The 17,051-nt window shown below is 40.7% G+C and carries 10 protein-coding genes; 5 read left to right on the top strand and 5 right to left on the bottom strand.

Going from position 1 to position 17,051, the window contains the following annotated elements:
* Window positions 1–2: 2 nt before the first annotated feature.
* Both phsA and AAEY94_RS14460 read right to left on the bottom strand, forming a co-directional pair.
* Window positions 3–2,285 (bottom strand): thiosulfate reductase PhsA, encoded by a 2,283-nt coding sequence (gene phsA / locus AAEY94_RS14465; protein WP_101088304.1) that lies wholly within the window; start codon window positions 2,283–2,285, stop codon window positions 3–5.
* Window positions 2,286–2,538: 253 nt separating this feature from the next.
* Window positions 2,539–4,398, bottom strand: a complete 1,860-nt coding sequence (locus tag AAEY94_RS14460; protein ID WP_350979103.1) for a sensor histidine kinase — start codon at window positions 4,396–4,398, stop codon at window positions 2,539–2,541.
* Between the two features lie 202 nt (window positions 4,399–4,600).
* On the opposite strand from AAEY94_RS14460, the gene AAEY94_RS14455 reads away from it, so the two are divergent.
* Window positions 4,601–5,188 (top strand): response regulator transcription factor, encoded by a 588-nt coding sequence (locus AAEY94_RS14455; RefSeq protein ID WP_350979102.1) that lies wholly within the window; start codon window positions 4,601–4,603, stop codon window positions 5,186–5,188.
* Window positions 5,189–5,208: 20 nt separating this feature from the next.
* Here the strand turns inward: AAEY94_RS14455 and AAEY94_RS14450 are convergent, their stop codons facing one another.
* Both AAEY94_RS14450 and AAEY94_RS14445 read right to left on the bottom strand, forming a co-directional pair.
* Window positions 5,209–7,614 carry an EAL domain-containing protein gene (locus AAEY94_RS14450; RefSeq protein WP_350979101.1) on the bottom strand — a complete coding sequence of 802 codons (2,406 nt, stop codon included), beginning with the start codon at window positions 7,612–7,614 and terminating at the stop codon, window positions 5,209–5,211.
* 3 nt (window positions 7,615–7,617) lie between these two features.
* A complete protein-coding gene (locus AAEY94_RS14445; protein ID WP_350979100.1) occupies window positions 7,618–8,661 on the bottom strand; it encodes a polyamine ABC transporter substrate-binding protein in 1,044 nt (347 codons plus the stop codon).
* A 506-nt stretch (window positions 8,662–9,167) separates the two neighbouring features.
* Here AAEY94_RS14445 and AAEY94_RS14440 point away from each other — a divergent pair.
* From AAEY94_RS14440 to torD, 4 genes are all read left to right on the top strand, one after another.
* A complete protein-coding gene (locus AAEY94_RS14440) occupies window positions 9,168–9,338 on the top strand; it encodes a nitrate reductase (protein ID WP_101088486.1) in 171 nt (56 codons plus the stop codon).
* Window positions 9,339–9,380: 42 nt separating this feature from the next.
* Window positions 9,381–10,559 (top strand): pentaheme c-type cytochrome TorC, encoded by a 1,179-nt coding sequence (gene torC, locus AAEY94_RS14435; protein ID WP_350979099.1) that lies wholly within the window; start codon window positions 9,381–9,383, stop codon window positions 10,557–10,559.
* Between the two features lie 12 nt (window positions 10,560–10,571).
* Entirely contained in the window at window positions 10,572–13,064 is a 2,493-nt protein-coding gene (torA, locus tag AAEY94_RS14430) for a trimethylamine-N-oxide reductase TorA (RefSeq protein WP_350979098.1), read from the top strand.
* Between the two features lie 100 nt (window positions 13,065–13,164).
* Window positions 13,165–13,806, top strand: coding sequence for a molecular chaperone TorD (gene torD, locus AAEY94_RS14425; protein ID WP_502959402.1), 642 nt, complete (start codon window positions 13,165–13,167; stop codon window positions 13,804–13,806).
* Window positions 13,807–13,946: 140 nt separating this feature from the next.
* Here the strand turns inward: torD and torS are convergent, their stop codons facing one another.
* Window positions 13,947–16,997 carry a TMAO reductase system sensor histidine kinase/response regulator TorS gene (gene torS / locus AAEY94_RS14420; RefSeq protein ID WP_502959401.1) on the bottom strand — a complete coding sequence of 1,017 codons (3,051 nt, stop codon included), beginning with the start codon at window positions 16,995–16,997 and terminating at the stop codon, window positions 13,947–13,949.
* Window positions 16,998–17,051: the final 54 nt, after the last annotated feature.

Genomic DNA, 17,051 nt, shown 5'->3' with positions numbered 1-17,051 from the left:
GGCTAAATTTTTACCAACTTTACACCTGTGGTGTGTAAATTCATGCCACAGATGGGGGCGATGACATTAGGAAGTAGGTTGCCGCAATGGATACCTTTTCCTGTGGCTCGCACCAGTTCTTTATTTTTGGAGCCAAAGCCCATGTATGCAAACACAGTATCTTGACGAATCCCCGGGGTGACTAAGGCGGTTCCTTCCTCACTGCCCACACTGCTGGTTAATCTAATCGCATCACCGCTATGGATATCGAGTCGCCCAGCCGTTATTGGATGGATCCAAATCGCATTTTTCGACATAAGATTGGCTAGCATTGGAATATTATGGGTGGCGCCATTGGTGTGTACCGCGACCTTCCCTTGTATAAAGTACAACTCATCGGCTTGCTTTAGTTGTACATCGCGATGCTTAATCACACCTCGTCCTGGTGCCATGCCTTCTATTTTGGGTGAGGTTAACTCAATCTTGCCGCTGGGTGTTTTAAAGCTCATTGAGCTGGCATAAGTACCGTCTGCATCAACACTTTTGGCATTGGGATAAGCCTTAACGAATTCGGTAACCATTTCTGGTTCACGCAACATCAATGGCTTACCGTAGCTGACGTAACCCATTTTTTTGATGTGTTCCAACAAGCTGTGATCGCGATTCAACTGCATTAATTGCAACGTTTCTATATTGTCCCAAGGGTAAAATTGTTCAAGCCCCAAAGCTTGGCCTAATTCTTTAAATATTTGCCAGCTTGGGCGAGTATTACCAATGGTTTCAACCACACGTTGACGAACATAATAGGCCGGATTTTTACCTGATTTATCTTGTATCTCTTCATCGCGTTCAAGATAAGTCGATTCTGGCAAAATATAATCTGCGTATGCTGCGGTTTCACTGATATACAGGTCACATGACACCACTAAATCTAGCTTTTTAAGCGATTGTTCTACTTTGGCTCGGTCTGTAAGGGTTTGCATTGGGTTAGTACGACTCATTACCCATGCTTTTAATTGATAAGGTTTGGCGTCTAATGTTGCATCTAAAATGGTTTGATAAATGCCACCATTTGACCACATCATTGCATACTGCTTTTCAACCTGGTCAATGCGGATTGCCGTTGGCTTAGGCATGCCTTTAACACCCGGTTTGGCTAGCGCTGGGGCCACATTTTCACCGGCAAGTTTATTATAGCCAGGTGCTTTCTGGCCCATGTAAATGCCCCCTTTTCGTTCGATGTTGCCAATCAATATGTTGGCTGCATATAACGCACGGCGCATATCGAACTCTTCAGGGGTAAATGTAGCGCGATGGCCAAAATCAACAACGGCGTGTGGAGCGTGGCTTGCGTATTCATGTGCAATACGTCGAATGGCACTGGCAGACACGTCTGAAATAGTTTCGGCCCATTCTGGGGTATATTTTTGTACTTCAGCGGCGAACTCATCAAAACCAACAACATATTTTTCAATGAAGTCATGGTCATATAAATTGTCATTAATCAACACATGACATAACGCTAACGCGACCGCGACGTCGGTACCCGGACGTATTGCATGCCACTCATCAGCCTTATCTGCCACAATCGAGAATCTAGGTTCAAATACAACTAACTTGGCTCCTCTATCCATTTGAGCTTGCATCAAGCCTCTTGTTTCAGACATGTTGATGCCCTCATACAAGTTATGACCAAAGTTGATGATGTATTTGGCATTGCTCAAATCACGCTTCATTTTGGTGCCAAATATTGCCTTAGCAGCAACAACATAACTGCCCGGGCACGTTGAGGCATGAGTAAATGTATTGGGCGATCCAAAAGCCTCAGCAAGATGAAATATATGATCTGAAAGTGAACCAGACTTTGATGAGAACGCTATGGTTTCGGCACCATATTGTTGTTTTATTTGGTTCATTTTAGCGGCAATTTCTTTATAAGCATCAGCCCATGAAATCTCTGCCCATTCACCTGCGCCGCGTTCACCCACGCGCTTTAGTGGATTAACGATACGCTGTGGATCGTAAAGTAAGCTATGGCCAGCTCCACCTCGAGCGCAGACTTTGCCACCAAACGATTTAGCTTCTTTATTACCCGTAATAAATACGTTTTTGCCATCTACAATGCGCGCCTTAATAGGACACCGCGTTGAACACATTTCACAAATACTGGCCACTTCAGAAGCAACACCTTTTAATGGTGATTTTTCTAATGCAGCTAGCGAACCAGGAAGCATGCTTGCTAAAGCACATGTGGCGCCACTGGCACCCGCTCCCTTTAAAAAATGACGTCGATTTAACTCAATCATGATTGCCCCCCTTCATCTTCAACGAAGCACGAAGTTTTTCTCTGTTTACTTATTATTAATGGTACTAACCAAACCCAAACTGTAGTCAGCATCATCGCTAACACCATTGTTAATCCATAAGTAAATTAAGGGTATTGTGGTAAACCACATTGAGGGGCGTGATTTGATTGATGTCACGGTTTAACATCTCAATAAAATGAGATAAGCCAAAAAAGACAGGTTGGAATAAAAGTTACCAGGGGTATTTGATTGATTAATCGGGCATAGCATTTAATGGGATAACAATGAGAACCCGACATCCATATCGCCAAGGTGAGCTCGGGTCATCTTTACATTTTGATAAGTTAATCTGGCCACCAAAAAGAGCAATAACATCACTGCAAATGGCCAACCCTAGCCCTAATCCATTGGCTTTGGTAGAAAAGAAACTTGTTTTAAAATCATCGTTGGCACAGGTTAACCCAATACCATTATCATAAATTTTCAGCTGTAAACTTTGATCAACAATGTGTAAATCTATCAGTATTCGTTTGCGGCTATGAAGCGGGAATTCTTTTTCAGACACCGCATCAATGGCGTTTTTCAACACATTAATCAACACCTGACAAAAACCAACTTTATCGCCTTGCAGCTTAATTTCAGTGGTAGTCAATTGAGTTTTGATGTTGATTTTTTCTTTTTCGAATTCATGTTCGAGTAAGTCTAGGCAAACCATTAATTGTTCTTGTGCATCAAACTCAGTACTTGCAGTACCTTTTCGTTGCAACAATTCTCTGATCCTATGAACAATTTCTCCGGCACGCATTGACTGCTGGTGTATTTTTTCAAGTAATTGGTATTGTACTGAGTTTGTACCAATATTTTTTGCCTGCTCAATCATCCCGCCTTCACTATATTGCGTGATGGCCGCAATGGGTTGGTTGAGCTCGTGAGCTAAACCTGCTCCTATTTCACCTAATATTGCTGCGCTTTGCATGCGCTCAAGCTGCAATGCTTTATTTTTCAATTGGCGCTCTGTATTGATTAAGAACTCGCTCTTTTGTCTAAATTTATATTCCAGCCAAAGATGGTAAATGGTCGCGATAACAAATAGACCCAATAAACTAAAGCCCCATTTTTGATTGAGCTTTATCCATTGCCACACTTGAAGATGCACAGGGCTATCATCCGCATTTAAGTTTAGGTCATTAAACAATTTAACCACTTGAAACTGGCTAATGGGGGCAGCCCATCCCCGGTTCTGTCCTATAATTGACGCCGGGTCATCCATACTTATCGACAGTAATGCTCGGGTTATCCCCGTTCTCACCATTAACGGCACCGCATCCGACGATGCAAACGACCAATTAGGGTATAAAGGGGTGCTGACGGCACATTCATAATCGGCAGGAGTGACATCATTTATTACCCGATAATCGCTAGCCTTGATATAACCCTCAGCTACCATTTGTTCTAAAGTACAAAATGGCGTAATGGCTATATCTGCTGTGCCATCGCGGACTTGATAAATAAGCGGTTCAAGCGGAAAACCGAGAAACGTCACTTTGGAAAAGAAGTTACTGGTCGAATAATCCATCGAATGGATAAGCCCTATCGCGGCTTGGTACCCTCCTAATGCATTAGGATCACTGGCCACCACGGAATGGCCAGCAAGATCGTCTACGCTGAGCAAATGACTGTCTTTACGGACGATAATAGTCGCACCTATCGCAAAAGTGCTGCCATTATGTTGATTGCTCTTCATGGTGGCTAACCAGGAAATGGGATAGTCGCCACTCATATTAAAGTAGTGGCCAGGATTGGTGACAACAAACTGTATGTCGCCGCTGATTAGCTTTTTATTCATGTTGTTGAAGTCTAACGGCACAACCTCAAAGCTGGCATTGGCAACATTTTGGCTTAAATAGTCCATTAATGGCTGCCAGCGTTCAATACTTTTAGCCACACCATAATTGGCAAGCACTGCAACTCGGTAATGTACTTCAGCATGAGCTTGAGTCGTAATGGGTTTTTCAATGACCGCATCTGGTGTGACAGGCTGCGCACTTGCTTGAGTTAAATATCCAGCAAGAATTAATGAAAGTGCTCCAATCAGCAAAGTGTCAAATCGCATCCGTAACCTTTTAGCCATCTGACAACATTTAGTTAATCGGTACTTAGTTAATAAACAAAGTAATCCGTTTTTATGCAACAAACTCAGTGTAGTGCAACTTAATTAACAAAACAGATACGCACAGCACAAAAGCAACCGAACAACTTGATCCACAACCAACAATGATTACACTGTATTAACATTTAATAAATCGATACTACATATGATTAGAGATATTTATATGGTGGATGATGACCTAGCAATTCTTGATTCTATGCAATTTATGCTATTGCAATATGAATACAACTTACAGGTTTTCAATAGTGCCATTTCGTTTATTAACACCATTGATACTACCCAACCAGGTTGTCTTATCGTGGACAGCAAAATGCCAGAAATTACTGGCCAAGAACTACAACAAAAATTAATTGCCGCTAACAGTCCACTAGGTATCATCTTTTTAACGGGTCACGGTGATCTGCCGATGGCGGTAAATGCATTTAGACAAGGTGCTTGTGATTTTTTTCAAAAACCCGTTAACGGGAAAGAACTGGTTGTTGCTATAGAAAAAGCTTTTACGTGTAGCCATAAAATGTTTGAATCTATTCTGCTAAAACAACGATATAACACCTTAACAGAACGTGAAATCCAAGTATTGAATCTATTAATTGAAGGTAAAACCAACAAACAAATGGCAGATGATTTATACCTTTCTCTGCGCACGATTGAGGTACATCGTTCTAAAATCATTAAGAAACTAGCCGTACATAATGCTGCTGAATTGGCTAAATTTAGCCCTTTATTAGCCTAGTTTTCAATCACAAAAAATAGTTAGCGACTTTTATTCGTGGTTAAATAACTTACATTTGTTTTATTCACTAAGGCTTGAGCTTGGCTCCAATCTAATGGTTTTGACAAATAAAAACCTTGGACAGTATTGCAGCCTAAATTTTTGACATGATTTAATTCTTGTTCGCTTTGCACCCCTTCTATGACAACATCTAACCCATGGATATTGGCAAGGTCGTAAATAATATCAATCAGCGGTTTATTGCCCATTTGAACATCTCTCATTTGCAGTAGGAATGAGCGATCTATTTTTAATGAGTCCAATCTAAAATGATTTAAATGGCTAAAGGCTGAATAATTTATCCCAAAGTTATCAATGGCAATTTTTATCCCCAATGCTTTTAGCCTAGTGAGATTAACTAATACTTTTTTATCTTTCGTAAGCAGCGGAGCTTCTGCTATTTCGAATATAATTTTATAAGGCGGTGTTTCATATTGATCCATTAAAGACGAAACTTCGGCTACGAAACCATCATTAAACAGCTCTCGAGATGAAATGTTGATAGCAAGTGTACCGTCAAACCCTTGCATACTTCGCAGATTTGCTAACTTACTCAATGCTTCATTGATGACCCATAAATCAATTTTTGTAATCAGATCACTTTGCTCTGCTATCGAAATAAACTTATCAGGGCCAATGCCTTTCTTCTCTAACTCTGGGGCCCTTAGCAACACCTCAAAACCTTTCACTTCAAGTGTTTCAGTATCGTAGTATGGTAAATAAACCAGATACAAGGAATTTTCACGTAACGCTTTTGATACCTCAGAATCAATATATTTCTGCTCTTTTAATTGATTATCTAACGAGTCGTCATAAGTACAATAACTATTTTTCCCTGCTTTTTTTGCAGCATACATGGCACTATCAGCTTGCTGTAAAAATGTATCCGCTTTAAGTTTGTTACCAAACTGGAATGCTATGCCAATACTGGCATGGACATCATAAGTTTTACCGTCAACCTCAAATCCCAAATCAAAAAGCCCTACAATGCGTTGAGCTATCGCTTCTAGCTCTTCCACATTAGGCAGTCCTTCAAGCAATACCACAAACTCGTCACCACCTAAACGCGCGATACATTGATATTGTTGTTGTTTTAATGCACGGCTAGTTTTTCTTAATGAGTTTGTCAACCTGTTAGCAAAGTTGACCAAAACACGATCGCCGGCCTCGTGGCCAAAATTATCATTAACGTATTTAAAATTATCTAAATCGATAAACAACAAACCTAACGTGCTAGTCTCAGCCTCAGACGAGTCGAGTTTATGATCTAGTTCTCGGTTGAAGTATGCTCTATTAGCAAGGCTGGTTAACTCATCATTGTTGGCTAACTGCTGAATACGTTCAATTAATGCAAGATAACTATTATTGAGTTCTGCAACTTCATCGTTAGTATTTAACAGAATAAGTGAATCACTATTACCTTTCTTAACGCCATTAACACCTTCTGCCAATTCAGTGATTGGGCGAATGATTTGTTTATAGATCAACAAATGTAGAATAAAGTAACAAAATAAAGATAATGCCAGGGCGCCTAATCCAATTTTGATTTTTAGATTCATTAATGATGAGTTAAAAAATGCTTTTTTTAGACTGATGTTCACAATGCCATCAAATACTTTTACCGTAAAATGATATGAATCTACGTCTTCAATCTGTTGCACAACAATATCATTATTAAGCGCTTTCTCTGTTAAAGGAAGTGTAAACATTTTAACCGAAAGGTATTCCTGATACTGACTAATCTCTTGATTAAAAATACTTTTAAGATAATTCGGTTTTAACCTAGTTTGAATGACGACTAAATCGTTGGTGTAATTATATAAAGGTTGTGACACTAAAAGATAAGGAGAAAAAATACGAAATAACTGGATCTCATCATGCTCAGTGTCTGTGGCGGTAATTTGGTAGTAGTGAGCATATATCCGTTGACGATTTTTTTTTGCTATAGCGTCATTGATTTTGTTTATCAAAAAATGAGTTGAATCTGTCACTGAAGCATCCACAAAAGGATCTTCAAAATTGATGTAACTGATAGGCTTTTCACGTAAATCAAAAATAGCGATGTCTTGAATAATCTTACTGTCACTCGATTTAATCAACCGGTCTAAAAACTGCGCACTTACTCTAATATCAATTTCATCTGATTTAGCATTGTGAAATAAATCAGCCGCTTCTTTACTTTGCAGTTGAGAATTAATCATGCTCTCAACCGCAATAACCTCTGCAGCACCACGGCTTGCTATGCGCTCAAATTGATATGAGAAAGCACTCAGAGCAGCATCAATAATATTATTTTTAGCTGATTGATAAAAGAAAAAAGAAAACGTAAAAAATACTACCGCGATAGCGGGCAGTAAAATCAAGTTAATCCGTTTTCTTAGCTTCATGAGTTATTTATCTTTTAGCAAGTTATTCATTCTCTGACGCAATAACATTGATTCGTTACTAATAGGCTGATAAAAACTACTCCGCGCTTGGATCTCTGGAGAAATAAACAAATCAGGATCCGATAAGTAGCTTTCACTTCCTAACGCAACAGCAGCATCATTGGTCGTAGAGAATAAAATTTCTTCTACCACCCTAATTGCCACTTGTGGTTCATTAATATAATTCAAAAACGATAAGGTTGCTTGTGTCGCATTTTTTTCAAACGGGATAGCTAAGCAATCAACCCAAAACAGTGTACCTTCATCTGGAACAACATACTTCCAATCATCTTGACCACTATTTTTAGTTATTGTTGCAATATCGCCACCATAAACCATAGCCAAACTGGCTTGGCTTTTTTCTTGATGAATGGCTGTGTGAGTTAATAGATATTGATAACCTAATAAATAAGGCTCTTGTTGCTTTAATGTGTCGAACGCAACTTTTAAATCATCTTTATTTTCAGAAAAAGGAGGTAAATTATTGGCTATCAATGCAATGGCGGCAGTATCAAGATTATCTTTTATCATTAATACCCTATTTTGGTGCTCTATGGGTGGTTTAAAAAATTGGGTCCAAGAAGTAATAGGTGTTTTGCTGACACTTTCCCGATAGGCAATACCAATAGTTCCTTTCGCGTAAGGCACACCAACATCGCCACATGCCTGACGCCATTTAGGATTATGATTCACTATGGTTGGCACAGATTCTTCAGAGAAACGATACATAGGTTGTTTTTTTGAATTAATGCCCAGCATTAAACTATCAATCAACACAATATTAAAATTTTTCGCTTTCTCACTGAGTAGCAATGCATCTCGATCTTGTTCGCTGTCATAATAGGTCAAGGTTACTTTGTGACCCGTTTTTTGTTCAAATTCAGCGAGAACATCATCAGAAAAATAATCTTCCCAAGTATAAATATTAATATTCTCAGCGCATACTGCACTAGAGAAAATCATAAATATTGATGTTATGAGTAGTTTACTAATACTTGATAGACTCATTTATTTCTCTTTAGTCCGTTTATCTAAGTGTTTAAGTTCAGCTGTTTATTGCATAGAGAGGGTATTAAATGCTAACAGCATCATCTTACTTAATACCGATTAAATTAATACTGCACATTTAACAATATAAGACCATGATCATATATTGATGATTACAAAAACATTAACTTTCATATTGTAGCGAAAATGTATCAGAATTGCTCTGTTAATCCCTGAAAAATGTTGATGATACATAGTATTCATAAACATAAAGCTGAGTAAATAATAATCGATTTATGAATCAACGCTACTGAAACAACGATATGTGCCCCTCGATTGATAACCCTCTTAAGTTGATTTTATAAAGCCGTTCACTGTTAATCCTCACAGCAAGCTACCCCTCAATCAGTCTGTTCATAATCTTTCATATATTGTCTACGTTCATTCATCCACGGTCTGAGTGCCATTAACAATTGTTATCTAATATAGCTGTCATCAGCAAAGGTAATTTTTTAAGTGAGCAAGCTATGACAACAAAAAACGTAGTAGACCCCAAAAGTAATGTTAAGTCTAAGGAGCTGAAAGCTCTTGGATTTATCATTTTTTTATTTTTTCCCATTATCACCGTAACCAGCATTAGTGCGTACGGTTTTGTCATTTGGATGATCCAAGCATTTGGTGGCGTTGTTGCGCACTAATCCTCAAACAAATTATGAGTCAATCTTATAAAGGATGCTGTTATGAAATGGTTTATTAATACCTGGCGGACGCTAAATCAGCCTGCCAAATATCTTACTTTAGGCACAATTAGCCTATCAGCTTTTTTAATGGGGATTATATTCTGGGGTGGTTTCAATACCGCACTGGAAATGACCAACACTGAAGAGTTCTGTATTAGCTGTCACAGTATGGAAAGCAAGCCCTACCAAGAGCTACAGCAAACTGTGCATTGGTCTAATCACTCTGGCGTTCGGGCCACTTGCCCTGATTGTCACGTGCCGCATAACTGGAGTCGTAAAATTGGTCGCAAGATTGAAGCATCACATGATATGTGGGGCTGGTTGATGCAAACCGTTAATACTGAGGAAAAATTTGAATCAAAACGTCTAGAGATGGCTAGCCGTGAGTGGAAACGCTTCGACCGTGATAACTCTTTAGCGTGTAAAAACTGCCATAACTATGACTCGATGAAATGGGATGACATGTCAAAGTTGGCGCAAAAACAAATGAAGCGTGCAGCAGAGATAGACCAGAGCTGTGTTGATTGCCATAAAGGTATTGCTCACAAACTTCCTGACATGGGCACTTCCCGTGCACCAGAACTCATTGCACAAGTCGGATCTGGCGAAATCGGTCTTGTGGTTGGTGCTCAGTATTTTACCGCCTTGACTAAACCCCTTTATTTTAATCAAAAAACAGATGTTGAAGCTGGTACGTTAAACATTGCCACTAAAGTGACGGTACTTGAAACCAATGGCAGTCGTGTACAAGTTGGTATTAAAGGTTGGCGTAAAAAAATTGGTGCTGGTCGTGTTATCTATTTCGATTTTGGTCTTAACATTCTGTCGGCTCAGTTATCAAAAGATGCTGCGCTAGAAGAAGGTGTAATGAATGTCTTTGAACAAAAAGAAGACCCAATGACCGGATTAACATGGCAACGTGTTGAAGCCAAAATTTGGACCGATGCAGACTACCTAGTAAGTGATTTACAGCCACTTTGGGATTATGCCCGCACCACTTATACCAGCAGTTGTAGCGTGTGTCATACCCAACCAGCAGAAGCACACTTTGACGCTAACAGTTGGCCTGGAATGTTTAAAGGCATGATTGCATTCGTCAACATGGACCAAGACACTCAAGCGCTTGTACAAAAGTACTTACAAGAGCATTCATCTACTTTCAATAAGTCGGCGCATTAATAGGACATCATCATGAACAGAAGACATTTTCTTAAAGGCTTAGTGGCGACTTCTTATGTTGGACTAAGCAGTACATCAGTGTTGGCGCCATTCAATGCCCTTGCAGCTGCAAGCACTAAAGCAAGTGACGACTGGTTAACTACCGGTTCGCACTTTGGTGCATTCAAAATGAAACGTAAGAATGGCGTGATTGACCAGGTGATTCCATTTGAGTTGGACAAATACCCTACCGATATGATCAATGGCGTTAAAGGCTTAGTCTACAACCCATCACGGGTTCGCTACCCTATGGTACGCCTAGATTTTTTATTGAAAGGTCATAAAAGCGACACCAGTCAACGCGGTGATTTTCGCTTTGTCCGTGTCACTTGGGACAAAGCATTGACCCTGTTTAAAGATTCACTTGATGAGGTTCAAACTCAATATGGCCCATCAGGACTGCACGCGGGTCAAACTGGCTGGCGCGCCACTGGACAACTGCATTCAAGTACCAGTCACATGCAACGTGCTGTTGGTATGCACGGTAATTTTGTCAAAAAAATTGGTGACTACTCAACGGGTGCTGGCCAGACTATTTTGCCTTATATTTTAGGTTCAACTGAAGTTTATGCCCAAGGTACTTCATGGCCGTTAATCCTTGAGCAATCTAAAACCATCATTTTGTGGTCAAATGATCCCTATAAAAACCTGCAAGTGGGTTGGAATGCCGAAACCCATGAATCGTTCGCTTATCTAGCGGAGCTTAAAGAAAAAGTAAAACAAGGTAAGATCCGAGTGATCAGTATCGACCCTGTAGTCACTAAAACCCAAAAATACTTAGGCTGTGAGCAACTTTACGTCAACCCACAAACTGACGTTGCGTTAATGCTGGGTATTGCCCATGAAATGATCACCAGTAAGTTACACGATGAAAAATTTATTGAGGGCTACAGCCTAGGTTTCGACAGATTCGTGCCTTATATTTTAGGCGAGTCAGATAGCGTAGCTAAAACACCAGAGTGGGCCAGTAAAATTACTGGTGTTAGCCCTGAAATTATACGTGATTTAGCTAAAGTGATGACCAAAGGTCGTACTCAAATCATGATGGGTTGGTGTATTCAACGTCAACAACACGGTGAACAACCTTATTGGATGGCAGCTGTACTTGCCACTATGATTGGCCAAATTGGTTTACCTGGTGGTGGTATCAGCTATGGCCATCATTACTCAAGTATTGGCGTTCCTTCATCGGGCGCAGCTGCACCGGGCGCGTTTCCTCGTAATCTTGATGAAGGCCAAAAGCCATTATTCGACAGTAATGATTTTAAAGGCGCGAGTAGCACCATTCCGATTGCACGTTGGATTGATGCCATTTTAGAACCGGGTAAAACCATCGATGCCAACGGGGCTAAGGTCACTTATCCTGATATTAAGATGATGGTATTTTCAGGTAATAATCCATGGAGTCATCACCAAGATAGAAATAAGATGAAGCAAGCATTTCAAAAGCTTGAATGTGTGGTCACTGTCGACATTAACTGGACAGCAACGTGCCGTTTCTCTGACATCGTTTTACCCGCTTGTACTACATTTGAACGTAATGACATTGACGTTTATGGCAGCTACGCTAACCGTGGTGTTTTAGCGATGCAAAAAATGGTTGAACCATTATTTGATAGCTTGTCTGATTTTGATATCTTTACCCGCTTTGCCAAAATAATGGGTAAAGAGACAGAATATACCCGTGGCATGTCTGAATTTGACTGGATTAAGAAACTTTATAACGACTGTAAAGCCGATAATGCCGGTAAGTTCGATATGCCAAATTTCGACACGTTCTGGAAACAAGGTTATGTACATTTTGGTGAAGGCCAACCATGGACTCGCCATGCCGACTTTAGGGATGATCCTGAAATGAATCCATTGGGTACACCATCGGGCTTGATTGAAATTTTCAGCCGTAAAATCGCCCAATTCAATTACGATGACTGTCCTGGCCATCCTACTTGGATAGAAAAGTCAGAGCGCAGCCATGGTGGTCCTGGTTCAGATAAATACCCAATGTGGATGCAATCTTGCCACCCAGATAAACGCTTACATTCACAAATGTGTGAGTCGCAGCAATATCGGGAAACCTATACGGTACAAGATCGTGAACCCGTGTACTTGAATCCTACCGATGCAAAACAGCGCGGCATTAAAGATGGCGATGTTGTTCGTGTGTTTAACGAACGAGGTCAACTGTTAGCGGGTGCAGTGGTATCCGACAGCTTCCCTAGTGGGGTTATCCGAATTCATGAAGGGGCTTGGTATGGCCCAGTCGGTAAAGATGGGTCTAAACAAGGCGGTAGTGAAATTGGGGCGTTGTGCAGCTATGGTGACCCTAATACGTTAACGCAAGATATTGGTACATCAAAGCTTGCCCAGGCTTGCTCCGCATACACTTGCTTGGTCGATTTCGAGAAGTATCAAGGTAAGTTACCTGACGTCAGTTCTTTTAGTGGCCCAATAGAAACGCAGCTATAACGTGTAAGTATTATCACTGTGCGCCAAGCGATTTAATTCTTGGCGCTTAAGTTAACGGCCATAATAGGCTCAGGAGATAACATAGATGAATGACAAGATATTGTATAACACGCCAATGAACCAGGGTCGTTCGATGGTGTATAAGCTGCTCTCATCACTGTTTGCAAAAGAGCTAGATCAACAGCTATTACAAGAGCTCACTGCAAGTCAGGCTCAGGCATTCTTTGCTCAATTGGCCAGTGACCCGTTATTGAGTCAAGACATTGAAACCATAAACTCAGTGCTTAATTCAACCCTTAACAGCGTCAATACTGATCATGCTTTATTAGAGCTTGCTGCCGATTATTGTGGCCTATTTTTAGTAGGTACAAAGCATAGCGCCAGCCCTTATGCCAGTGTATATCTTAACGATAATGCAGTTGCCAAGGACGATGTACTCTTATTTGGTGAACAGCATCAGCAAATGCAAACATATCTAAAACAAAGCCAATTAACGGTTCAAAGTGAATTTCCTGAACCGTCTGACCATATTGCCGTTATTTTGGCTTATGTCGCTCACCAAGCGTGTGCTTGTGACGATAACACTCAGCTCAGCTTTATTAGGCAATATCTCCACGCTTGGTTATCCCGTTTTGTAGATAGACTTACCTCTGTGGATACTGGTCAGTTTTATTCAGCCATTGCTCACCTCACTCTGGCTTGGGTTGAAAGCGATTGTGAAGGACTAAAAGGTGCTCAGTAACAGGATATCTATATCATTAACCCCCCATATAAAAACACCGAGTAAGCTCGGTGTTTTTATATGTAATGTTTGAGCTTAGGATAAATAGAGTGAGGATTATACACACTCAACTATATTTTATATCCCTAATTTACAAAAGCTTAGACAGAAAGCTTCAACTCAAGTGCGTTAATGGATGCTTGCAATACTTGCTTAAGCAACAAATATGAATCATCACTAATGCCATCTTTTTCTAATTGTTTGCACAACTGACTCAACTGAATAAAGCCAATGCTGGCACTACTGCCTTTAAGTGCGTGTAACACTTTTGGCCTATCTGTAGGTAAAGCTGCCAGAGCATTGATGTGTTGTGTACTACTGACTTTAAATAACGCTAACATCTCTTTAACAGCTTCTGTACCAAGATATTGTAAGTCTTCATTAATTTGCTTTTCATCGACTAAAGGCTGATTGTCTTCATTACAAACTGAAAATTTTTGATCTATGGTCGTTTGTGTAAAGCCTTTGTGTTTATCCATCTTGATTAACTTATTCGTGTTGTCGCTGTTGATTGCTGACTTGTCACTCGCATCACCAATCCAATTGGCTAAAAACTTCATATTAAGCGGTTTGGCTAATACGTCATCGAAGCCTGCTGTTTGATACTCGTTTATGTCATCATGTTGAATTTGTGCCGTAAATGCGGCTATGCTGATGTCTTTTTGGGCTGCGTTAGCAATACGCTTCAACTCAAGTAATAACTCAATACCAGAGCCATCGCCTAATTGAATATCAAGCATAATGCCGTCAAACTTCAACGCACTATCGACGTTAAACAACGCTCTTGCTTGCGCACAACTATCAGCCAGTACGGAATGATGTCCAAGATGTGCTAAAAACCCTTGGGCCACCATGGAATTCACTTTGTTGTCTTCGATAACGAGTACACATTTAGAATCAACTTTAGGTAACTCTGCACTGATAACCTCATACGTTTGTTCACAAATGTGTAATGGTAAACTAAAACCAAAGCTGGAACCCTCACCCACTTTACTACTCACCCGAATAGAATCATTGGCAGTGTTAGCCTCATTCATTAACGAGACTAATTCTTTACAAATAGCGAGCCCAAGTCCTGTGCCTCTGGTTCTGCCTTGATTAGGCTGTACACCATAGGCGATAAACAATTGATCCATGGCCTTTTCACTGATACCAACGCCAGTATCTGCCACTTCAAAGGTTAATTGTTTCTCGACCACATTTACCCGTAATGTAACCTCTCCTGCTGGAGTGAATTTAATGGCATTGCCGAGCAAATTAAACAACACTTGGCGCAATTTTGGGCCATCTACCGTTATCCATTTAGGTAAATTACCGCGAACTAAATATAACGAGATACCTGACAATCCCGCACCAGCTAACATGATTGCCATCACTTCATCGAGCAGCTCATTAAGCGCAACAGCCCGTGGTTCGTTAGTTAATTTACCTTGCTCCAAACGGGAAAAGTCCAAAATATCATTAAGTACATTTTGCAGTAAGGTGCCGCTGTATTGCGATAATGCCAACATTTGTTTTTGTGCTGGAGGTAATGGCGAGTGACTCAGTAAAGTCAGGGTGCCTAAAAGACCATTTAGCGGAGTACGGATTTCATGGCTCATGGTCGCTAAAAATAGCGATTTTGCCTTGTTAGCTTGTTCTGCCATCACTCTAGCCGTCGAATGCCCTTTTGCTTCAGCGTCTAGTTGACGGTTGGTTTCAGCCAGTTCGAGTGTACGTGCCTGCACGGTACTTTCAAGTGAGGCTTTATGGGCAAATAATTCTGATGCCGTTTGTTGTAATTCAGATTGCAGAGCTTGATTGTGCGCGGTTTTTTGTTTAAAAGCTTCAATGGCAGAAGCCATCGCGGTGAGTTCATCGTCTCCGTGAGGATCCAGTACCACTTCGGTATTGCCCTGACTTAATTGAGATAATGCAGCAGTTGCTTCACTTAGGCGTAAAGCGATGCCTTTATAAATAACCCGATAAACCACCAACAGCATAATGATTAACATCAAAATACCTGTCGCCCACAGCCCTGACTTAGCCCACAGTAATTGCTGTAAAAAATTACTTCGGGCATGTTCTGCCTGTAGCTGTTGTGCTTTCATTGCACTATCGACTGACTTATTCAGTTGGCCTAATTTATCCGTCAGCGTTAACAGCTGCGCATTTTGTTTTGTTAGCAATTGCGCATATTGCTGCTGCAAACTTAAGCCAACATTCACCTCCCTTAACATTATCAATTGGTGCTCAAGCTCTGTCGCCCTAACCGGATCTCGAATTAAGCCTTTAAGTAATTCTAGAGGCATTAAATCAATTTGCCCACTCGTTCCTGAACCTGTGTAAGGGCTCGGTATTTCGTTGCCGCTTTGTGAGTTATCGCGAGTAGAATTAATGGTATAAGTCGTTGGAGACAGTACTCGAGCCATACTGTTGAGTACGTTATTTAATCCGAGTTGTTGGTCTGGAGACTGTAATAACTGCCCTACTAACTCAATGTGATGGATCAATCCCAAAGCTCGATTTAAACGTTCACGGACATCCAAGTCTTGCTCTATGATGGAGTCCAAAAGTTTGGCACTTTGTTCAGCGCCAACCACTTGAGGGTAAGCTAAACTCAACTTGGCCAAAATGGTTGAATCGACCACGGCTTGTTCTGCTTCAAGTAAAACACCACTGTTACTGGCCGCTTCCGCCAGTGCGGCTCCTTTATTAATCAATTGCGCCGCCAACACTAAACGTTTACCCACTTGGCGGCCGAATACCGATAAGTCATGGATAATTTCGCCAGCTAATAAAGCTAAATGCTGATCTTTATTAACACCATGATTTTGTAGATTTAACGAATTGAGTCGTTCAATAGCAGAAAGCAAATTAGTGCTTTCCAGTGATAACTTACGCCCAAGGAAAGCGCGTTGAGCCTCTTCTTCCACTCGTTCAAGCGCTTGGGCATTGTCGAGCAAGCCATTAGAAGACTGCATCAATTGCCTTGCAGCCTCAGATGCAGGTAACGCCTCTTCATATAGATACTGGTCAGCCAGCTTTACCCAATAAAGCGAAATGCTGCCAAGGCTAACTAACATTAACAATAACAATCCGAGCAGACAGAATGCCAACATAAGGCGACCCACTAAGCTCTTGCCTGATAGTGATAAAGTGCTCACAGTCATTCCTTAAAATGTTATAATTACGAAAATTTTTTAGTGTTCTGTTTAGAAACCTTA

Origin of the sequence: Shewanella sp. AC34-MNA-CIBAN-0136 (genome assembly GCF_040309945.1) — a bacterium.
In the GTDB taxonomy this organism is placed as follows: domain Bacteria; phylum Pseudomonadota; class Gammaproteobacteria; order Enterobacterales; family Shewanellaceae; genus Shewanella.
Note: the sequence above shows the minus strand (reverse complement) of the source record. Positions and strands in the feature narration are given on the sequence as shown.